Origin of the sequence: Massilia niastensis DSM 21313 (genome assembly GCF_000382345.1) — a bacterium.
Lineage (GTDB): Bacteria > Pseudomonadota > Gammaproteobacteria > Burkholderiales > Burkholderiaceae_D > Telluria > Telluria niastensis.
The window spans coordinates 1-20,723 of record NZ_KB908156.1 but is presented as its reverse complement, the minus strand read 5'-3'; the positions used below and the strand labels follow the sequence as shown (position 1 = coordinate 20,723).

Below are 20,723 nucleotides of genomic sequence, written 5' to 3'. Positions count from 1 at the left end.
GCCGAGGCGCTACGCCTGATGAGGAGGCTGGAGTTGATCCACACTCCCAAGCATGGCAGTTGGCTCAACATGGCCGAATCGGAACTGAGCGCCGCTACGCGGCAATGTCTCGGACACCATATCGATGAGGTCGATGCCGTGGACCAGTTGGCTCGACAATGGGCCAGTCGCCGCAACCTACGCCAGACCGGTATCGACTGGCAATTCCGTACTGCAGACGCCCGGATCAAACTCAAGCACCTGTATCCGAAAATCGAAGTGTGATGCTGTACTAGTCTACGTCGCTTGTTGCTCCTAAGGCAAGTATGTGGTTTGTTAGACGTACCAAGTCGAGATCTCCTCCTCGGGGCCGCCTGGTTCCGTCTCATGCAAGTCGTGGCTGGCGCCGAGCGCCGCCGCCGGCTTCTCGCATCCCTATGCATTACAAAACCTCATAAATCCTGCTGGAAAAGTCGTTTGTCCATCTCCCCGCTCTCGCCCGACACTAGCTGCACCGTATCCGGGCCGGCGAGCCCGCCAATCATCACCGATTGGGCAACCACAAAGGAGATCGACCATGAGCAAGACCACTTCCCGACATATCCCCATCCGCCAGCTCGAAAGCGTGCTGCGCCCGATTCACCAGGCCAGCGGCCTCGGGAATGAGTTCTACACCGACCAGGCGTATTTCGAGCTCGAGCGCGACCAGGTGATGGGAAAGACCTGGGCCTGTGTCGGTTTTGCCAGCGACCTGCAGAAGAACGGCACGGTCAATCCGGTCGAGTTCATGGGACTGCCGCTGCTGCTGATGCGCAACCGCGAGGGACTGGTCCAGGTGTTCCACAATGTCTGCAGCCACCGCGGCATGAAACTGGTCGAAGCGCCGGGCGAGGTGCAGGGCGTGATCCGCTGCCCGTACCACTCCTGGACCTACGACCTGAACGGCGCGCTCAAGGGCACGCCGCATATTGGCGGCATCAACCAGCACAAGGACGAACGTTTCGCCTGCGAAAAGCACGGCCTGAAGCCGATCCGCAGCGCGATCTGGATGGACATGGTGTTCGTCAACCTGTCCGGCGATGCGGCGCCGCTGGAACAGATGCTGGCTCCGCTGACCGAGCGTTGGACCCAGTTCCTCGGCGAGGACGGCATGAGCCTGCTGCGCCGCAACGCCAGCGGCGACGCCAGCACGCTCGAGGTGAACTGCAACTGGAAGCTGGCGGTCGAAAATTACTGCGAGGCTTACCACCTGCCATGGGTGCACCCGGCCCTGAATACCTATTCGCGCCTGGAAGACCACTACAACATCCAGTTCGCCGAGCATTTCGCCGGCCAGGGCAGCTATGCCTACAAGCTGTCGGAAACGGCCGGCACCAACCTGCCGACCTTCCCGAGCTGGCCGCAGGACCGCCTGCGTAACGCCGAGTACGTCGCCTTCTTTCCCAATGTCCTGCTGGGCATCCAGGCCGATCACGCCTTCGCCATGCAGCTGCAGCCGATTGCACCCGGCAAGACGATCGAGCACCTGCGCCTGTTCTACGTGGGCGACGAAGCGGTGCGCGACGACTACGCCGCCTGCCGCAGCGCGGTCCTCGAAGCGTGGCGCCTGGTGTTCCAGGAGGATGTCGCCTCGGTCGAGGGCATGCAGAAGGGACGCGCTTCGCCGGGTTACCAGGGCGGCGCGTTCTCGCCGGAGATGGATGTCCCGACCCATTATTTCCACCAGTGGGGCGCGCGCCAGCTGCTGGCCGTCGCCAGGTCCGCCGAAGCGTCGGAGTAAGGAGCCGCCATGTTCGAGATCAAGCCGCACTGGCTCAATTACATCGACGGCGAATGGTGCGACAGCGCGCGCTGCCTGACCGTGAACAATCCGGCGACCGGCGCGCCGCTGGCCACCGTCGCCGAGGCCGGCATCGCGGATGCCGAGCAGGCCCTGGCGGCCGCGCGCCGCTGCGCCGACCGCGCCGACCTGACCCGCGCCCGCCCGGCGCAGCGCGTCACCTGGATGCTGCGCATCGCCGAGGAAATCCGCGCCGTGGCCGACATGGGCGCCTGGGTCCTGTGCCAGGAAAACGGCAAGAGCCTGCGCGACGCCAGGGACGAGTTCGTCGAAGCGGCGCGTTACTTCGAATACTACGCCGGCCTGGCCGACAAGATCGAGGGGACCTCGATCCCGCTCGGTCACGGCTACATGGATTTCACGGTCTACGATCCGATGGGCGTGTCGGCCCAGATCGTGCCGTGGAACTTCCCGGTCTCGATCTGCGCACGCTCGCTGGCGCCGGCGCTGGCCGCCGGTAACGCGGTGGTGGTCAAGTCGCCCGAGTTGTCGCCGCTGGGCATGTGCGTGCTGTTCCAGGCCATCGAAAAGGCTGGACTGCCCAGGGGCGCGGTGAACCTGCTGTGCGGCCCGGGGCGCGAGATCGGCAGCCACCTGGTGAGCCATCGCCACGTCGACCAGATCGTGTTCACCGGTTCGGTGCCGACCGGACAGGCCATCCTGCGCAATGCGGCGGAGCGCGCCATCCCCAGCGTCATGGAACTGGGCGGCAAATCCGCGGCCCTGGTGTTCGCGGACGCCGACCGCAAGCAGTTGCTGGACAGTGTCAAGAGCGGCATCTTCTTCAACGCCGGACAGGTCTGTTCCGCCATGTCGCGCCTGCTGGTGCAGCGCGAGATCTACGAGGAGGTGGTCGATGCCGTGGTCGGACTGGCGGAAGGCCTGGGCGTCGGCCCCGGCCATGCCGATCCGGACCTGACGCCGGTGATCAGCGCCAGGCAGCTGGACGGCATCGAAGCGATGTGCCGGCGCGCGGTCGAGGAGGGCGCACGGCTCGCGACCGGCGGCGCGGCATTTGCCGACCGCGCCGGCTACTTCATGCAGCCGACCGTGTTCCGCGACGTCGCGCCGACGATGAACATCGCCCAGGAAGAAGTGTTCGGACCGGTCCTGGCGGTGATCCCTTTCGATACCGAGGAAGAGGCGCTGGCGATCGCCAACGGCACCGAATTCGGCCTGGTGGCGGGGGTCTTCACCCAGGACATCAGCCGCGCCATGCGCTGCGCGCGACGCCTGAGGGCCGGCCAGGTGTTCGTCAACGAATGGTATGCGGGCGGCATCGAGACGCCCTTCGGCGGCATTGGACTGTCCGGCTTCGGCCGTGAAAAAGGACAGGAAGCGCTGTACAGCTATGTGCGCACCAAGAACGTGGGCATTCGCGTTGCCGGCGAATGAGGGAGGTGATCATGAAAACATGGCTCTGTATCGTATGCGGCCTGGTCTACGATGAGGCCGCGGGCTGGCCCGAGGACGGCATCGCGCCCGGCACGCGCTGGGAAGACGTGCCCGCCGACTGGGTCTGCCCCGACTGCAAGGTCGGCAAGGGCGACTTCGAGATGTTGGAGATCAAGGCGCCGGTGACGGCGGTGACGCCTGCGCCGCTGGCGCAGCGGCCGGTGCCCGCCGCGCTGCCGCGCCAGCCGATCGTCATCGTCGGCAGCGGCCATGCCGGCTACGGCCTGGCCGCGGCGCTGCGCAAGAGCGACCCGAAGGTCGAGATCCGCGTGCTGACCCAGGACGCCGGCTTCCTGTATTCGAAGCCGGCGCTGTCGATCGGCCTGGCGCAAGGCAGGACCGCCGCCGCGATGGCGGGCGAGTCGCCGCTGGCGGTCGAGCGCCGCCTGGGCATACGCGTGTATCCGCATTGCCGTGTCGAGCGGATCGACAGCCAGGCGCGCCGCCTGCACACCTCCCTGGGCGAGATGGAGTACGGCCAGCTGGTGCTCGCCTGCGGCGCCCAGCCGGTGCGCCCGGCGATCGAAGGGGCCCAGGATGCCGTCGTCAGCGTGAACGACCTGGCCGGCTACGGGCGCTTCCGCGAGCGGCTGGAAGGACAACGCCGGATCGCCATCCTGGGCGATGGGCTGATCGGGTGCGAGTTCGCCAACGACCTGGCCGGCAGCGGGTTCGAGGTGAGCGTCATCGGGATGGGCCAGTGGCCGATGGCGCGGCTGTTGCCGGCCGAGGCCGGACACCGGCTGCAGGCGGCGCTGTCGGACCTTGGCGTCCAGTGGCACCTGAACAATACCTTGCTGCGCATCGACGACGCGGACCGCGGCTACCGCCTGAGCCTGGCCGACGGCCGCCAGCTCGACGCCGACCTGGTCCTGTCGGCCATCGGCTTGCGTCCCGACCTGGCGCTGGCCAGGAGCGCCGGGATCGCGACCGGATGCGGCATCCAGGTGGATGCGCAGCTGCAGACTTCGCAGCCCGGCATCTTCGCTCTCGGCGACTGCATCGAGATCGATGGCCAGGTCCTGCCGTACCTGGCGCCGATCAACCAGGGCATCCAGGCCCTGGCCCGCACCCTGCTGGGCCAAGCGAGCGCGGTGAACTATCCCTTGATGCCGGTGTCGGTGAAGACCCCGGCGCTGCCGGTCTGCCTGCTGGCGCCCGCCCCTGGACTGGCCGGAGCATGGCGCTGCACGCCCACCGGCGATGGGTTGAGCGCCGGCTTCTACGATGCGCGCGGGACCTTGTGCGGTTTTGTCCTGCTCGGACACGAAGCGCAGGCCCGGCGCAGCGCCTGGCTGCAATCCTGCCAACCCGATCAACGCGCTGTGGCCTGAAAGACCAACCATGAACAAGCACATCAATCTGCCGCACGACGATTCCGGCTGCGGCTGGTATGCCGCGCTGGCCTCCCGCCCCGATGCCAAGCGCCTGCAGGGCAGGCAGCAGGCCGATTATGCCGTGATCGGCGCCGGCTTTGCCGGCCTGGCGGCGGCACGCCGGCTGGCCGAGCACATGCCCGAAGCACGCATCCTGCTGGTCGACGCCCAGCGCGTCGGTTTCGGCGCCTCCGGGCGCAACTCCGGCTTCGTGATCGACCTGCCGCACAAGTTCGCACTCGGGCATCCCGATCCGGCCCACAAGCAGCGCCTGCTGCGGCTCAACCGCGCCGCCATCGCGCAGCTGCAGCACCTGATCGAGCGCCATCGCATCGATTGCCAGTGGTCGCACGCCGGCAAGTTCCAGGGAGCGGTGGGGCCGCGCGGCCAGGCTTACCTCGACCATTTCGAGCGCCTGCTGGCCGAGCTGGGCGAACCCTTCCGCTGGGTCGAGCGCAAGGAGCTGGCCACGGTGCTCGGCAGCGGGCATTACAGCCGGGCCATCCATACACCGGGTTGCTACCTGATGCAGCCGGCGGCGCTGGTCACCGGACTGGCGCGCTCGCTGCCCGCCAACGTCGAGCTGCTGGAAGAATCGCCCATCCGCGGCCTGGAGCGCGACGGGCAGGGCGGCTGGATCCTGCGGGGCGACGCGGGCACCGTCCACGCCCGCAAGCTGCTGCTGGGCGCCAGCATCTTCACCCAGGAATTCGGCTACCTGCGCAACCGGCTCCTGCCGGTGATGACCTTCGCCAGCTGGACGCGCCCGCTGACCGATGCGGAGCTCGCGCGCTACGGCGGACAGCTGGACTGGGGCCTGACGCCGGCCGACCATGCGGGCACGACGGTGCGCATGACCCAGGACCGCCGCCTGATCATCCGTAACACCTACAAGCATGTGCCCAAGTACGGGCGCAGCACCAGCGACGGGATGCGCCAGAAGGTGCGCGCCAGTCACCGCGCGGCGTTCCTGGCGCGCTTCCCGCAACTCGCGGAGGTGCCGTTCAGTCATACCTGGGGCGGGGTGTATGCAATCTCGCGCAACTTCACCAATTTCTTCGGGGAGCTCGAGGATGGCGTGTATGCGACCGCCTGCGACAACGGCGTCGGCGCGGCATGGGGCACGATCTCCGGCACCCTGATGGCCGATATGGCGGTCGGCGCCGATTCGCAGCAGCTGCACGATATCCGGGCGGTGACCGGTATGCCGTCGCGCAATCCGCCGGAACCCTTCCTCGGCCTCGGCGTGCGCTCGCGCATCCGCCTGGCCGCCTGGTCGAGCAGGAGCGAGCTATGAGCCCGGGCAAGTCCGGCAAGCAGCCGGTCCTGCAGGTCGATCACGCCCTGCTCGACTACACGCAGCGCGGCGGGCCTCCGGGCGAGGCCTGGGTCGCGCGCGCCGTCACCGATGAAGTCTCGCCACACATCGGCATCGGCTTCGCGCGCTGGGAGGGGGCGCAGGTCGCGTGGACCGTCCTGTACGACGAGCTCATCTTCGTTATCGAAGGCTGCCTCGAACTGCAGGCCGACGGCCGGCCCTACCGCATCACACCGGGTCAATTGATGTGGATACCCGAAGGCACGGAACTGGTGTATGGCGGACACGCGCTGTTCGGCTACGTGGTGCGTCCGGCCAGCTGGAAGGAAGCGCATGGCCTGGCATGAACGCCTCGCCGGCGGCGCCGGGCCGGGGCAGGGGGCGTGACCATGCTGGGTATCGGCAAGACCTTCGGCGCGCTCTACCTGGCAACCCTGCTGATGCAGCTCGGCGCCACGCTGCTGATCTCCTACCTGGCCCTGCGCCTGGACGCGAACGGCGCATCCGGGTTCTGGGTCGGCGCACTGATGGCCGCCAATGCGCTCGGCATGGCGGTCGGCGGCAGCGCCGGCCGCGCGCTGATCGGGCGGGTCGGGCATGTGCGGGCGTATGCGGCCAGCGCCGCCGTGATCGCCGCCGCCGTCCTGGCCCATGAACTGAGCGCCGCCATGCCGTTCTGGCTGGTCCTGCGCGCCCTGGCCGGCATGGCCATGATGGCGCAGCTGATGGTGCTCGAAAGCTGGCTGAACGAACGGGCGGGCGGCCGGGAGCGCGGCCGGGTGCTGGCGGTCTACATGATCGCCACCTATGTCGGCATGATGCTCGGCCAGCTCGGCCTCGCGGCCGGCGAGGGCATGCACGGCCACGCCCTGGCCGTCGTGGCGATGGCGTTCGCCTTGTGCCTGGTCCCGGTGGTCATGACCCGGATCCCCCAGCCGGCCTTGCAGCGGCAGGCAGGCGCCGCCCTGGGGCCGATCCTGCGCCGCGTGCCGCGGCCGCTGATGACCGTCCTGGTGTCGGGAATGATCAACGCCAGCTTCTTCGGGCTGGGGCCCCTCTATGCCAGGCAGCAGGGAATGAGTCCGGGCGAGGCCGGCATCTTCCTGGCGATGCCGATCGTCGCCGGGCTGCTCGCCCAGTTTCCCCTGGGTCTGCTCTCCGACCGGCTGCCGCACGCCACCCTGATACGCGGCATCGCGATGTCGCTGGCGCTGGTCTGCGTTGCCCTGGGCATGAGCGGCGGGCTATCGGCGCCTGCGCTGCTGCTGTTCGCCTTCTGCATCGGCGCACTGCAATTCTGCCTGTACCCGCTGGGTGCGGCATTCGCCAACCAGCAGGTCGAACCCGGCTTGCGTGTCGCACTGGCCGGCGTGCTGCTGACCACCTTCGGGGTTGGCTCGTGTATCGGTCCGCTGATCGCGGGTGCGTGGATGGGACAGACGGACGCGTCGAGCCTGTACTACTTCTTCGGCGCCTGCGCCGTCGTGCTGGCGCTGGCCATCGGCAAAGACCGTTCCGCCGCGGCGCCCGCAGCCGTGCACGAGACACCCATGCTCGACGCGCAAGGCCGCTGAACCCCGCGTGATCCGGACCAGGGAGGTTTCATCTCATGCATGAAAAAAACTGATCGATCGAAGTAGCCTGGCCGGCCATGGCCACTATATAAAAAATCAAGGGAGACAACATGAAGCAAATGGCGACAGGCGTTCGTTCGCCTGCGAATCTATGCCGGGCAGCGATCCTGGGGGCAAGCGCACTGGTGTGCTGCCCGGTATTCGCTGAAGAAGCCGCATCTCCGCTCAGTATCGGCGGCGCGGTCCGGTTCAACTATGTGTACAAGAGCTGGCAGCCCGATCATCCGAACGGTTTCGTCGGACTGGATACCGCGCGCCTCGACCTTCGGTACGATGACGGCACCCGCATCGCCTCGGCCCAGTACCGCTACAACCGGTTCCCGAAAGGGCAGGGCGACTACTCGCAGCACTTCCTGCATCACGGATGGGCGGGAGTGCGCTTTGCCGACAAGAGCAGCATCCATGTCGGACTGGACAAGATGCCTTTCGGGCTGCTGCCATTTGCGTCGAATAATTTCTACGAGTCCATCGCCTTCTATGCCGGCTTCGAGGACAAGTACGACGCGGGCATCACGTATGCCAGCCGGCCCGGCAGGCTCGAATGGCAGCTCGGTTTCTTCCCGCGCGACGGCGGCTACTATGGCGGCAGCGACAATACGGCGAAGGCATCGAACCGCTACTCCTACAATATCGTCCCGGACGACGACGAGCAAGGCTACGGGACGGGGCAGGACGACCGTGAACGCAATACCCTGGTCGCCCGGCTGGCATGGCATCCCGACGAGAAGGCCAGGCAGGAAGTCGGCATGTCGGTGCTGAGCGGCGAGCTCCGCAATGGATCCGGCGACACCACCAGGCGCAATGCCCTGGCTGTCCACTACCGGGGCGCCGCGGGTCCGTTCACCCTGATGCTGCAGGCGCTGCGATATCGCTACCGGACCAGTCACGACGCGACCCAGACCTACGGCGGTCTCGATGCCAACAGCTTCGTGATGGTGGGCGGCTTCGGCTATCCGTATCCGCTGGCCGCCAAAGGCGACATTTTCATTGCCAACGTCAGCCATGACATCGCAGGCAGCCTTGGTCCGTTCAGCGGCTTCAAGATCTACAACGACTACAGCGCCTTGCACAAGCGGGTCGGAAACTACCGGCGTTCCATACAGAACGTGACCGGTCTTTCGTTCTCGGCGGGGAAATGGCATTTCTATGCCGATTTTATGCTGGGAAAACACCATCCCTACATGTCACCGGATTTCGGCGGACTGGCGTCGGCGTCCGGCGCACACGACAAGTTGTCCCGCCGGGTCAACCTGCAAGCGGGCTTCTACTTTTAGCGGGCTGGCGACAGGCAGCCCGAGCCTGCCCATATTCATGAGAAAAACTGATTAATCAGCGAATTTAAATCGGTTGTTGGCTGCTTCAGCCGAGTTGAAGATAGATGTCGATGGAGACCGGAGGACCGCAACAAGACGGCCAGGCTCCACGATTCGTTAATATGCATAACATGAGGAGACAATATGGAACCAGTTGCTACTGGCGTTCCGCTGCGCCCGGACGTGAACATCCGAATCTTCAGACTGAACTTCCACCGGGTGATTTTCCCGGCTTCAATGCTGATCATGGCAATCATGATCCTTGGCGCCCTGGTCGACCCTCCGGCCGCCAGCCGCCTGCTGGAAGAGCTCAAAATATCCAGCCTCAAGCACTTCGACGGATTCATGATGGTGGCCGCGAATCTCATGGTGCTGTTCTGCGTCGTGCTGGCGATCTCGCCTTACGGAAAAATCCGGCTCGGGGGCAAAGCGGCGAAGCCGGAATTCAGCACCGTCTCCTGGTTTTGCATCATGTTTGCCGCCGGCATGGGCGTCGGCCTGTTGTACTGGGGCGTGGCGGAACCGGTCGCGCATTACACCGCATGGTTCAAGACGCCGCTCGACGTTGCGAAGAATACGCCCGAGGCGGCGCATGCGGCGATGGGGGCGACCATTTTCCACTGGAGCTTCCACCCCTGGGCGATTTACCTGACGACGGCGGTCGTGGTGGGCTACTTCGCCTACAACAAGGGCCTGCCTTTTTCCCTGAGTTCCGGGCTGCAGCCCTTCATCGGCAAGGCACATGCAGGCACGGTGGGCCATGCCGTCGACGTCTTCACGGTCGTGTTGACGGTCTTCGGCCACGCCACCTCCATCGGCCTTGCGGCGCTGCAGGCGACAGCCGGCATCACATACGTGCTGGACATCCCGAATGCCTTCAGTTACCAGATGCTGTTCATCGGCGTGGTCGTCGTGCTGGCTGCGATTACCCTGTTGCGCGGCATGCACAATGGCGTCGAGCGGCTCAGCAACATCAATATGCTGATTGCGCTGGCCCTATTCCTGGCTGTGGCCGGTGGTGTGGGCGTGGCAGCCTTCGTGTCGAATGCCGTGACGACGGTCGGCGATTTCGCCACCTACTTCCTGCCTTTGAGTAACTCCTTCGGCCGGACGGACCAGGAGTGGATGCACGGCTGGACGGTATTCTATTGGGCGTGGTGGTGCACCTGGGCGCCGCTGGTCGGGGTATTCGTCGCGCGTGTTTCCAGGGGCCGCACCCTGCGCCAGATGGTCTGGGGCGTGATGCTGGCGCCTACCGTCGTGTCGATACTGTGGTTCACCGCATTTGGCCGCGGCGCCATTGGCAGCCTCATGTCCGGCTCCGGTGCATTCGCCGATGGGCTCGGCAATGTGGACACCGCGATTTTCCGCTTCCTCGAAACGCTGCCCTTTGCCACCTTCACCTCGATCGCCGTGGTCCTGCTGCTGGTGATCTTCATGGTCACGGCGGTCAATTCGGCAGCCATCGTCGTCGACAACCTGGCGGCCGGCGGCAATCCGAACACACCCGCGATCCAGCAGGTCATCTGGCTGCTCATGATCGCCCTGGTGACGATTATTCTTTTCGTTGTCGGCAATGACGCCGCCCTGAAAGCCATCGAGGCCGGCGCCATCGCGATGGGACCGCCATTCCTGGCGCTGCTCCTTGTCCTGATGGCCGGTTTCATCAAGGCGGTCGTGAAAGAGCCCAGGTAGTGTTGACGGCTGCCGACGGGCTCAGGGTGAGCGCGTCGGCAGCCGCCGCGACCACGAAAATTCCCGCTGGAGACATCGATGAGCACCTTGTTCTCGCCTGTTGCGCTTGGACCGCTGACACTGGAAAATCGCATCACGATTGCGCCGATGTGCCAGTACTCCTCGGAGCATGGCCTGGCCAACGACTGGCACCTGATCCACCTGGGCCACCTGGCCTTGTCCGGGGCCGCCATGCTGACGCTGGAAGCGACGGCCGTGTCGCCGGAAGGGCGCATCTCTTCCCGTGACCTGGGAATCTGGGGGGACGAGCACGCCGCGGCGCTGGCGCCGGTCGTCGCCTCCGTGCGCCGCCATTCGCCGATCAGGCTGGCCATCCAGCTTGCCCATGCCGGCCGCAAGGCTTCCTCGCGGGTCCCCTGGGAGGGCGGCATGAATATTCCATTGAGCGCCGGCGGATGGCAGACCGTCGGTCCGTCGGCACAGCCGTATGCGCCTGGCGACACCGTGCCGGTGGAACTCGATGCAGCGGGTTTGCGCAAGGTGCTGGACGACTTCGTCGATGCGGCGCGGCGTAGCGCTGCACTCGGATTCGACGCGATCGAAGTGCACGCTGCGCATGGCTACCTGCTTCATCAGTTCCTGTCGCCACTCTCCAACCAGCGCACCGACAGCTACGGCGGTTCACTCGAGAACCGCATGCGCTTTCCTCTCGAGGTGTTCAAGGCCGTGCGCGAAGCGGCGCCCGGCACGGTCGCGGTCGGCATCCGCATCTCGGCCACCGATTGGGCCGATGGCGGCTGGGATCTGGAGCAAAGCGTGGCGTTTGCACGCGCGCTTCGGCGTGCAGGCTCGGATTTCATTCACGTGTCGAGCGGCGGCCTCGCTGCGCAGCAGCAGATCACCGTCGCACCCGGTTACCAGGTGCCGTTTGCACAGCGGATCAAGGACGAAACCGGCATGCCGACCATTGCGGTAGGGATGATCACGCAAGCGCAGCAAGCCGAGGAGATCGTCGCAAGCGGCAAAGCCGACGTGGTTGCGCTGGCGCGGGCAATCGTGTTCAACCCGCGCTGGCCCTGGCTTGCGGCCGTGGCACTAGGTGCGCACGTGCAAGCCCCCCGCCAGTATTGGCGCTCGCCGCGCGAGTTCAGGCACTTGTATCCACGAATGCCCTGATCAGCCGGTTGAATGCCGCCGGGTGCGTCACGTTCATCCCATGCGACGCGCCCGCAATGGAGCGCTTTTCCGCGAGCCCGATCCAGTCGCCAAGCTTGTCCACATTGTGGCGATACATGCGCGGGCTTTTTTCGCCCGCGATCAGCAGGGTCCTGCATGCCACATCGCCCGCTCCGGCGCGTGTATAGGCCGGCATCGGATCGCGAAACTGCTTGGGCAAGGTGGCCGCATTGTCGATCGCCATGGTGCGGAACGCGGCAGGGCTCTTGCGCCAGATGCCGGGCATGCTGACCGAGTCGACGAACATCTCCAGGCCGGCATCGAGCTCGCCGCCTTCGATCAGGTCGGCCACCCTGGCGCGCAGGGCCGTGGTCGCCGCCGGTACCGCTGCCTGCGCCGTCCCGTCGATGTGCAGGGGTCCGCCCGGATCGGCGAGCGTCAAGGACTTGACCAGGTCGGGATACGCGCGCGCCAGCTGGAAGGCGACGCATCCGCCGCGGGAATGTCCCACCAGGTGCACCGGCCCGAGGTGCATGGCGGCGATGAACTCGGCAACTTGTTCGACGTGCGCCTTCCAGCTGAACTCTCCCGGTGCGCAGGCATCGTCGACCGGCCAGTAGTGGCTCAGGCTGACGGAGATGCAGAGGAAGTCCTGCGACAGGGCGCTGGCCTGGCTGTCCCAGTAGCGGTAGTCGCACAGCGATCCATGAACGAACACCAGCGGCTCGCCCGCACCACGAACCACGTAGGGCACGCGGATGCCTGATGGAAGGGTGGCAAAGTACACGTCAGGGACTGCGATGACTGAGGGATCGATTCGTGCGTTCATGATTGGGCTCCTTTGCAACTACTATGCACGATGGCGTTCTCTAAGAAAATCGCATAATATTGAACGTAACTATCTAATAATCTGATGCCAATGAAAGCACTCGATCTCGACGTGATGACCATGATCGTGGCGGTCGCCGACACCGGCAACATCAGCCGTGCGGCGGAAGTCGTCCATCGTTCGCAGTCGGCGGTGAGCATGCAGATCAAGACGCTGGAGACCGCACTCGGGAAGCCGCTGTTCGTGCGCGGGCCGCGAAGCGTCACGCCGACGCAGGACGGCGAGGTCCTGCTGACCTTCGCGCGGCGCATGCTCGCGCTGCGCGATGAGGCATGGGCCGCGGTGGTGCGGCCCGACATTACCGGCCGGGTCGTGATCGGCGTGCCCGACGACTATGCGTCCTCGCTGCTCCCCTCGATCCTCAAGAAATTCTCTGCCACCTATCCGAAGGTCGAGATCCAGGTGGTCGGGCTGCCGAGCGTGTCGCTCGCCCCCATGGTCAAGGATGGATCGGTCGACCTGGTGTGCGCGACGCGCGTCAAAGGCCTGTCGGGAGAGTTCATCCGTTTCGAACCGATGGTCTGGGCCGCCTCACCAAGTGCGCATGAGATCTGGCGCGAGAGGCCGCTGCCGATCGCCGTCTTCCTGCCCGGCAGCGTGGCGCGGGAAAACGCGATCCGCAGTCTCGAGCGCGCGAAGATCACTTACCGGACCTCGTATGAAAGCCCAAGCCTGATGGGATTGCTCAGCATGGTCGAAGCAGGGCTGGCGGTGGCGCCGCTCGCGCGGTGCGCGGTTCCCGCCCACCTCAGCTCGCTGGGCCTTGCGCAGGGCTTGCCCGAGATCGACGCCCTGGAGGTGATCCTCGCCCGCAGCGCCAAGTCGAAGCGCGCGCCATGTGACTTCCTCGCCGAAAAGATCATGTCGGAGCTGCGGCGCTAGCAAGATGGAGCGGGCAGCTCAGTCCTCGTGCGCCTTGGTCCCGGAAACCGCCGGCGCCGGCCTCAGGTAATTGTCCTTGACCCGCACATAATGCTCGGCCGAATAGCGCAGATAGGCGATCTCTTCCGCCGTCAAGGCCCGCACCTTCCTGGCCGGCCGCCCCACGTACAGATGACCGCTTTCCAGTACCTTGCCCGGCGAAACCAGGCTGCCGGCGCCGACCATCACATTGGCGCCGACGGTCACCTCGTCCATCAGGATCGAGCCCATGCCGATCAGGCACTCGTTGCCGATGGTGCAGCCATGCAGGATCACCGAATGGCCGATCGTCACGTAATCGCCGATGATCAGCGGGACCCCGAGCGGATTCTTCTCGTGCTTGTGCGAGACGTGGCCCATCGTGAAATCCTGGATATTCGTGCAGCGCCCGATATGGATGTGGTTCACATCGCCCCGCAGCACGGCATTGCACCAGACCGAACTGTCGTCGCCGATGCGCACGTCGCCGATGATCTGGGCCGATTCGTGCAGGTAGGCGCGCGTGCCGACGGTGGGATGGAAATCGAGATAGCTGGTGAGGGGCATTACGGGGCTCCGGATCGGGGTTGTCGGGATATCGTGCAGCCAGCCGGGAAAAGCGCCGGCCGCGCCGTGTAGTCTACTGAATATTGGCGCTGCAAGCGGCGACCGCTGCATCTGCCCGACATGCGAGCGGCGTACCGGCCCATCGTCGCCCCATGGCCGGCCCCGGTCCGTCAGTCAGGCTCGATATGGCCCGCCTGGATCACCTCTTTCCAGCGGAGCACTTCTTGCTGCAGGAACGCCTTGGCATGGGCAGGGGTCGTGTTGTCGGCCGGCTCGACACCCAGCTTGGCGAGGCGCTCCCGTGTCGCGGGGGTCTGCAAGGCTTGCTGGAGGACGGCCTGCAGTTTCGTCACCAGGGCCGGCGGGGTGCCGCTCGGAACCATCACCATGTTCCACAGCGCGGTCTGGTAATTGGGAAGGCCGGCTTCCTGCATCGTCGGCAGGTCCGGCAACACGCTCGAGCGGCGTGGGCCGGTCACCGCCAGGGCCTTGACCTTGCCCGTCCTGGCGGCCGAAGCGATCGTCGAGACGGCGTCGGCGACGAACTCCACGTCGCCCGCCATCACGGCCTGCAGTGCGGGCGCGGCGCCACGGTAAGGCACGTGCACGGCGCTCAGCTTCTCCTGGTATGCCAGCAACTCGACCGCCATGTGCAAGGCGCTGCCATTGCCCGCCGATCCATAATGCAGCTTGCCGGGATTTGCCTTGATCAGGGAGACAAGCTCGCGCGCCGAGGCCGCCTTCACCGCAGGATTCACCGCCAGTACGATCGGGACCTCGGCAACCATGGACACCGGCTCCAGGGCCTTGGCTGGGTCATACGGCAACTTCTTGCTCAGTGTCGCGGTGATGGCGTAGGCGCTGGTGCCGAACAGCAGCGTGTAGCCGTCGGGGCGGCTCTTCGCCACGAAATCGGTCGCAATGATGCCGCCCGCGCCGGTCTTGTTCTCGACGATGATCGGTTTGCCGAGTATCTCCGACGCCCGCTGGGCGATGATGCGGGCCACCACGTCGGTGCTTCCTCCGGCAGCGAATCCAACCACCAGGGTAATGGGCCGGTCCGGATAGGGGGCATCCGCATGCGCGAGTTGGCTGATGCAAAGGCTGCCGACCAGCCCGATGATCCATTGTTTCACTTGGCGTCTCCTTGAATTCTGCTTTTGGGTATGTCGTTGAAACCGACAAGACCATCATAGAATTTCATGGCACTCGTAAGGAAATAACCATTTTTGATGTATTCATCAACAATCGAGATGGATCGGGCAGGAAACCGAGGACAGGTCGCCCCAGCGCCTCTGGCGTGCGCGTCCAGGGCGGTCTGCTTGTGGATCTCTACTGCTCCGGGATCCATTGCGCTTCGCGCCAATCGCCGCGCGCGACGGCGTCTTTCATCTCATGTTCCAGCGCGCCGACCACCCAGCGCACCGCTGCGGAAATACGGCGGCTGCCTGGCAAGGCCAGCACGATCTTTCGTTGCAGATCGGATCCGGTCAGCGGCGCCGCACTCACCAGGCCGCGCCCGACGTCGTCCACCACTGCAATGCTGGGCAGGATCGTGTAGCCATGGCCGCCCATGACCAGGCTGCGCTGGATCGCCATGGAATTGGTCTCGGCCACGATCGACAGCGTGATCCCTGCGATGGAACAGGCATGTTCCACCACCGAGCGCAAGCCATGCGGCGCGCTGGGGAGCACCAGGGGCTGGCCGGCGAAGTCGGCGAGTTCGACCGGGCGGTCGGCGCGCAGGCCGGCGTCGGCGGGGCCGACGAGCCATAAGCGCTCCTGCAGCAGGGGCGTGACCTGCAGGGCCGGTGACGGCTTCGGGTCGTAGAGCAGGGCGGCGTCGACTTCGCCTGCTTCCATCCATTCCTGCAGGTGGCCGGTGTAGCCCGTCAGGAGCCGCAGCCGGATGCCCGGGTGGCTGGCCGCCACGGCCGCCACCAAGGGCCCCGCCAGCAGGTCCGAAGTGCTCGGCAGCAGGCCGACGGTCACGATGCCGGTGATGGCGCCGGCGCTCGGCTGGATTTCGGCGCGCGCCCGCTCGAGTTCATGCATCGCGCGGCGCGCATAGTCGACCAGGATCTGGCCGGCGTCGGTCAAGGCCATCCCGTTGCGGCTGCGCTCGAACAGGGGCGTACCGAAGTCCTCTTCCAGGAGGCGCAACTGCCGAGACACCGCGGGCTGCACGATGTGCAGGATGTCGGCGGCGCGCGTCACGCTGCCCACATCCGCCACCACGAGCAGGGCATGCAGCTGTTTCAGGTCCATCCCACGTCTCCTCCCGATGTATGCCGGATTGACATCATATCCATCAAAAATCTCTATTTTAAATACGTTGGAATCATATCCTATGATGAATCACTTACACACATTTGGAGATCGATGTCATGAATACAGCAACGGCGCAGCCGCCCGCGTGGCAGGAAGCCATCTTCGAGGTCCTCAAGGCCGGCGATGTACGGCAAGTGGCGTATGTGCCCGACGCCGGGCACTCCCATGTCATCCGTTGTGCCCAGGCGGACCCGGAGATCCACGATATCGTGCTGACGACCGAGGAAGAGGGCGTCGCGGTCGTCAGCGGCGCGTGGCTGGGTGGACAGCGCGCCGCCTTGCTCATGCAGAGCAGTGGCGTGGGCAATTGCGTCAACATGTTTTCGTTGCTGAAAAGCTGCGGGTTCCCCTTCTTCACCCTGGTGACCATGCGCGGCGAGTATGCCGAGTTCAATCCCTGGCAGGGACCGATGGGAAAGAATACCCAGGGGGCGCTCGAGCTGATGGGCATCACGGTCCTGCGGGCGGACGATCCCGACAACGTGGGAGAAATCGTGAGCGCGGGCTTCGATGCCGCGTTCGAAGCCGGCGAGCAAGTCGCCGTACTGCTGTCGCAAAGCCTGATCGGGCGTAAAAAATGGGAGCGCAAATAATGCATCAATCTACCCTCAAGGCGGCCGTCGAGCGCCGCCGGTTCGTCGCCGACCTGCTGGCCGCGGTACCGGACGCCTTGGTCGTGACCGGCCTGGGCTCGCCCTCGTACGATGTCTTTGCCGCCGGCGACCGTCCCGGCAACTTCTACCTGTGGGGTGCGATGGGCGGGGCCACGTCCCTGGGGCTGGGACTTGCGCTTGCCCAGCCCGGGAAATCGGTGGTGGTGATCACCGGGGACGGCGAGCAGCTCATGGGCATCGGCAGCCTGGCGACGATCGCCGTCAAGCAGCCCGCCAACCTGACGATCGTCGTCCTCGACAACGGACACTTCGGCGAAACCGGCATGCAACGCAGCCACTCGAGCCTGGGCACCGACCTGGTGGCCGTCGCCAAGGGCTCCGGGATCGCGGACGCCTACTCGGTGTCGGCCCAGGGCGGCTTCAGCCAGATCGTGGAGCGCGTCCTGGCGCGCAAGGGCACCTCGTTCACGCAGGTATTCATCACGACCGACGAACCGGAGCGTGTGCTGCCGCCACGGGATGGTTCGTTCGTGAAGAACCGGTTCCGCGCCGCACTCGGCTTCGCCCCGTTCTGACCGCTCCCGCCGGCACGCCCGACATCAGCCAGCCATCAACCCGGAACGAGGCTCTCATGGAACGCTACAATCTATTCATCGATGGCCGGCAGACGCCGCCAAACAGCGATCGCTGGTTCGACAGCGACAATCCTTTCACCGCCGAACCGTGGGCCGAGATTGCGCGCGGCGACGCGGTGGATGTCGACCGGGCGGTGCGGGCGGCGCACCAGGCGTTCATCCAGGGGGCGTGGCCGGCCATGTCGGCGAGCCAGCGCGGCCTGCTGCTGCATCGCCTCGGCGACCGGATTGCGGCGGAGGCGGCGCGCCTGGCCGCGATCGAAGTGCGCGACAACGGCAAGCTGTATTCCGAAATGCACGCGCAACTGCAATACCTGCCGCAATGGTATTACTACTACGGCGGCCTGGCGGACAAGCTCCAGGGCAGCGTCATCCCGCTGGACAAGAAAGGCTACTTCAACTACACCCGCCAGGAACCGCTCGGCGTGGTGGCCATCATCACGCCCTGGAACTCGCCCCTGATGCTGCTGGCGTGGAAGCTGGCGCCGGCGCTTGCGGCTGGCTGCACGGTGGTCATCAAGCCGTCGGAATTTACCTCGGCGTCCACGCTGGCGTTCGTGGAGTTGCTGGGCGACGTGGGCTTTCCGCCCGGCGTGGTGAATGTGGTCACCGGCTTTGGCGCCGAGGTCGGCAGCCCCCTGGTCGAGCACCCGCTGGTGCGCAAGATCACGTTCACGGGGTCCGATACCACCGGGCGTCATATCAACGTCCAGGCGGCGCGCGAGTTCAAGCACGTCAGCCTCGAGCTGGGGGGCAAGTCGCCCAACATCATTTTCGAGGATGCGGATATCGCCAGCGCGGTCAACGGCGCCGTCTCCGGCATATTCGCCGCGTCCGGACAGACCTGCATCGCCGGTTCGCGCCTGCTGGTGCAGGACTCGGTGCATGACGCCGTGGTGGAAAAGTTGCTGGCGCTGGCCCGCAGCGCGACCATGGGCGATCCGATGGAGGCGGGCACCCAGGTCGGTCCGATCACGACCCGGCCCCAGTACGAGAAGGTATTGAGCTACATCGACATCGCGCTGGCGGATGGCGCAAGGCTGGTCCTGGGCGGGGCCGCCGCGACGCGCCCGGCATGCGGCAAGGGATGGTTCGTCGAGCCGACCGTGTTTACCGATGTGCACAACAGCATGCGCATCGCCCAGGAAGAGGTATTCGGTCCCGTCCTGTCGGTGATCCGCTTCAAGGACGAGGAAGAGGCGATCGCGATCGCCAACGACGTGCGCTTCGGGCTGGGCGCCGGTGTCTGGACCAGCGATATCGGCCGCGCCTTCCGCATGTCCGAACGCATCCAGTCGGGCACGGTATGGGTGAACACCTACCGCGCGGTGAGCTACATGTCGCCGTTCGGCGGATACAAGGATTCCGGCATCGGCCGCGAAAATGGCCTGGACGCGGTCAATGAATATGTGCAGACCAAGAGCGTGTGGATCAACACCGGAGCGGCCAGCGGGAATCCCTTCGTCATTCGCTGACACCAGAGCGCCCTGTCCTGGAACTCGATGGCATCCCCTGATCCTGAACGCATCGGGCCAGCAGCGCGCCGATGGCGGGATCGACCGAGTCCCTGCCGCCGGCAAGCCGGTACAACTGCATGATATCCGGCTGGCTTGCCGGTGAGGGATGGGGATCCGGTCCTGTTGCACCCTGTAGGTCGAAGAAACGTCGAATGCCGGTGATCAGCGAAGTAATGCGCAAGCTCTCGCCAGCGACAGAAAGGTGAGATGGTCTCATCCTGGTTCCTTTGGCTGAGGTGCTGAATCCAGTATCGGACGCGCAGCAGCATAAATCCAATTCGAACCTGTGATGACCGTCATTCACCCAACGTCGAAGAAGAGAGACATGAACAAGTAATCGGGAGCGGGGTGGCGTGGCACGCCATTGGTGAATTCCGCGATCCTGCTGTCCAGTCTCGCGTGCGCAGCAAGCATCCCGGCCTGGCGATGGTTGCTGCGACAGGTGTAGCCGGCCTTGCACCGGCTCCGGTGTACCTCTTCCCTCAGCCGCTGTTCCTCAGGCCGGCCGCGACGCCGTTGATCGACATGTGCAGCCCACTGCGCGTCGATTCGTCGTTGGCGCCATCGCGATAGCGCCGCAGCAGTTCGACCTGGAGGTGGTTCAGCGGGTCGATGTAGGGCAGGCGGTTGCGCAGCGAGCGCTGCATCAGCGGATTGGCGTCCAGCAGTTCATCCTGGCCGATGATCTGCTTGAGCACCGCGACCGTGCGCGCGTGCTCGGCGCCGATGGTGCCGAACACGCTGTTGCGCAGGGCCTCGTCGCTCACCAGTTCCGCATAGCGGCTGGCGATCGCGATATCGCTCTTCGCCAGCACCATGTCCATGTTCGACAGCAGCGTGGTGAAGAACGGCCACTCCTTGTACATGGTGCGCAGCAGCGCCAGCCGCTCGGCCGGGGCCTCCGCCACGAAACGCTCGACCGCCGTGCCGAAGCCATACCAGCCCGGCAGCATCAGGCGGCACTGCGCCCAGCTCAGCACCCAAGGAATCGCGCGCAGGTCCTCGATCGACCGCGACTTCTTGCGCGAGGCGGGGCGGCTGCCGACGTTCAGGGCGGCGATCTCGGAAATCACGGTCGACTCCCAGAAATAGGTCTCGAATCCTTCGGTGTCATAGACCAGCGAGCGGTAGGCGCGCAGCGCTTCGCCGGACAGGAATTCCATCGCCGCGGTTTGGGCCGCGCAGGGCTCCGGCTGGTCGTGCGACAGCAGGGTCGCCTCCAGCGTGGCCGCCACCAGTACTTCGAGGTTGCGGCGTCCGACTTCCGGGTTGGCGTATTTCGCCGTGATGACTTCACCCTGTTCGGTCAGGCGGATCCGGCCCTGCACCGCACCGGCCGGCTGCGCCAGGATCGCTTCGTAGCTCGGGCCGCCGCCGCGTCCGACCGAACCGCCGCGGCCATGGAACAGTTGCAGCCTGACGCCATGCTGTTCGAAGACCTCGACCAGCTCGATCTCGGCCTTGTGCAGTTCCCATCCGGAGGT

At 65.5% G+C, this 20,723-nt stretch carries 19 protein-coding genes and 1 pseudogene; 14 read left to right on the top strand and 6 right to left on the bottom strand.

Annotation, left to right across the window (positions count from 1 at the left end; all coding sequences use genetic code 11):
- The 10 genes and pseudogenes from H162_RS35880 to H162_RS0127335 all read left to right on the top strand — a co-directional run.
- A pseudogene (locus H162_RS35880) lies at positions 1 to 264 on the top strand (IS630 family transposase); the annotation flags it as partial.
- Positions 265 to 556: 292 nt separating this feature from the next.
- The gene (locus H162_RS0127375; protein ID WP_020656677.1) at positions 557 to 1,759 is read left to right on the top strand and encodes an aromatic ring-hydroxylating oxygenase subunit alpha; all 1,203 of its coding nucleotides are present in this window, start codon (positions 557 to 559) and stop codon (positions 1,757 to 1,759) included.
- 9 nt (positions 1,760 to 1,768) lie between these two features.
- Positions 1,769 to 3,214 (top strand): aldehyde dehydrogenase family protein, encoded by a 1,446-nt coding sequence (locus H162_RS0127370; RefSeq protein WP_020656676.1) that lies wholly within the window; start codon positions 1,769 to 1,771, stop codon positions 3,212 to 3,214.
- Between the two features lie 11 nt (positions 3,215 to 3,225).
- The gene (locus H162_RS0127365) at positions 3,226 to 4,608 is read left to right on the top strand and encodes an FAD-dependent oxidoreductase (protein WP_020656675.1); all 1,383 of its coding nucleotides are present in this window, start codon (positions 3,226 to 3,228) and stop codon (positions 4,606 to 4,608) included.
- A gap of 10 nt (positions 4,609 to 4,618) precedes the next feature.
- Positions 4,619 to 5,947, top strand: coding sequence for an NAD(P)/FAD-dependent oxidoreductase (locus H162_RS0127360; RefSeq protein ID WP_020656674.1), 1,329 nt, complete (start codon positions 4,619 to 4,621; stop codon positions 5,945 to 5,947).
- Entirely contained in the window at positions 5,944 to 6,315 is a 372-nt protein-coding gene (locus H162_RS0127355) for a EutQ-related cupin domain-containing protein (RefSeq protein ID WP_020656673.1), read from the top strand. The genes H162_RS0127360 and H162_RS0127355 overlap by 4 nt, the downstream gene beginning before the upstream one ends.
- 42 nt (positions 6,316 to 6,357) lie before the next feature.
- Positions 6,358 to 7,542, top strand: a complete 1,185-nt coding sequence (locus H162_RS0127350; protein ID WP_040788376.1) for an MFS transporter — start codon at positions 6,358 to 6,360, stop codon at positions 7,540 to 7,542.
- 110 nt (positions 7,543 to 7,652) lie between these two features.
- Positions 7,653 to 8,876, top strand: coding sequence for a hypothetical protein (locus H162_RS0127345; RefSeq protein ID WP_084677149.1), 1,224 nt, complete (start codon positions 7,653 to 7,655; stop codon positions 8,874 to 8,876).
- A gap of 183 nt (positions 8,877 to 9,059) precedes the next feature.
- Positions 9,060 to 10,610, top strand: coding sequence for a BCCT family transporter (locus H162_RS0127340; protein ID WP_156885836.1), 1,551 nt, complete (start codon positions 9,060 to 9,062; stop codon positions 10,608 to 10,610).
- Positions 10,611 to 10,688: 78 nt separating this feature from the next.
- Positions 10,689 to 11,786, top strand: a complete 1,098-nt coding sequence (locus H162_RS0127335; protein ID WP_020656669.1) for an NADH:flavin oxidoreductase/NADH oxidase — start codon at positions 10,689 to 10,691, stop codon at positions 11,784 to 11,786.
- On the opposite strand, the gene H162_RS0127330 is transcribed toward H162_RS0127335, so the two are convergent.
- The gene (locus H162_RS0127330) at positions 11,758 to 12,615 is read right to left on the bottom strand and encodes an alpha/beta fold hydrolase (RefSeq protein ID WP_026355170.1); all 858 of its coding nucleotides are present in this window, start codon (positions 12,613 to 12,615) and stop codon (positions 11,758 to 11,760) included. The two genes, H162_RS0127335 and H162_RS0127330, sit on opposite strands and share 29 nt — an antisense overlap.
- A 90-nt stretch (positions 12,616 to 12,705) precedes the next feature.
- On the opposite strand from H162_RS0127330, the gene H162_RS0127325 reads away from it, so the two are divergent.
- A complete protein-coding gene (locus H162_RS0127325) occupies positions 12,706 to 13,557 on the top strand; it encodes a LysR substrate-binding domain-containing protein (RefSeq protein WP_026355169.1) in 852 nt (283 codons plus the stop codon).
- 18 nt (positions 13,558 to 13,575) lie between these two features.
- On the opposite strand, the gene H162_RS32135 is transcribed toward H162_RS0127325, so the two are convergent.
- The 3 genes from H162_RS32135 to H162_RS0127310 all read right to left on the bottom strand — a co-directional run bounded on the left by H162_RS32135 (position 13,576) and on the right by H162_RS0127310 (position 16,410).
- Positions 13,576 to 14,142, bottom strand: coding sequence for a gamma carbonic anhydrase family protein (locus H162_RS32135; protein WP_020656666.1), 567 nt, complete (start codon positions 14,140 to 14,142; stop codon positions 13,576 to 13,578).
- A gap of 170 nt (positions 14,143 to 14,312) precedes the next feature.
- Positions 14,313 to 15,278 carry a tripartite tricarboxylate transporter substrate binding protein gene (locus H162_RS0127315; protein ID WP_020656665.1) on the bottom strand — a complete coding sequence of 322 codons (966 nt, stop codon included), beginning with the start codon at positions 15,276 to 15,278 and terminating at the stop codon, positions 14,313 to 14,315.
- A gap of 196 nt (positions 15,279 to 15,474) precedes the next feature.
- Entirely contained in the window at positions 15,475 to 16,410 is a 936-nt protein-coding gene (locus H162_RS0127310; RefSeq protein WP_020656664.1) for a LysR family transcriptional regulator, read from the bottom strand.
- A 119-nt stretch (positions 16,411 to 16,529) separates the two neighbouring features.
- Between H162_RS0127310 and H162_RS0127305 the strand changes: the two genes are divergently transcribed.
- Genes H162_RS0127305 through H162_RS0127295 form a run of 3 tightly spaced genes read left to right on the top strand, consistent with a single transcriptional unit; the run spans position 16,530 to position 19,197 of the window.
- Positions 16,530 to 17,066, top strand: coding sequence for a thiamine pyrophosphate-binding protein (locus H162_RS0127305; RefSeq protein ID WP_026355168.1), 537 nt, complete (start codon positions 16,530 to 16,532; stop codon positions 17,064 to 17,066).
- Positions 17,066 to 17,662, top strand: a complete 597-nt coding sequence (locus H162_RS0127300; RefSeq protein WP_020656662.1) for a thiamine pyrophosphate-dependent enzyme — start codon at positions 17,066 to 17,068, stop codon at positions 17,660 to 17,662. The genes H162_RS0127305 and H162_RS0127300 overlap by 1 nt, the downstream gene beginning before the upstream one ends.
- A gap of 56 nt (positions 17,663 to 17,718) precedes the next feature.
- The gene (locus H162_RS0127295) at positions 17,719 to 19,197 is read left to right on the top strand and encodes an aldehyde dehydrogenase (RefSeq protein WP_020656661.1); all 1,479 of its coding nucleotides are present in this window, start codon (positions 17,719 to 17,721) and stop codon (positions 19,195 to 19,197) included.
- On the opposite strand, the gene H162_RS34505 is transcribed toward H162_RS0127295, so the two are convergent.
- Both H162_RS34505 and H162_RS0127285 read right to left on the bottom strand, forming a co-directional pair.
- Positions 19,187 to 19,420, bottom strand: a complete 234-nt coding sequence (locus tag H162_RS34505; RefSeq protein ID WP_156885835.1) for a hypothetical protein — start codon at positions 19,418 to 19,420, stop codon at positions 19,187 to 19,189. The two genes, H162_RS0127295 and H162_RS34505, sit on opposite strands and share 11 nt — an antisense overlap.
- Positions 19,421 to 19,721: 301 nt before the next feature.
- On the bottom strand, positions 19,722 to 20,723 hold a 1,002-nt coding region (locus H162_RS0127285; protein ID WP_020656660.1), incomplete at its 5' end, for a phosphoenolpyruvate carboxylase.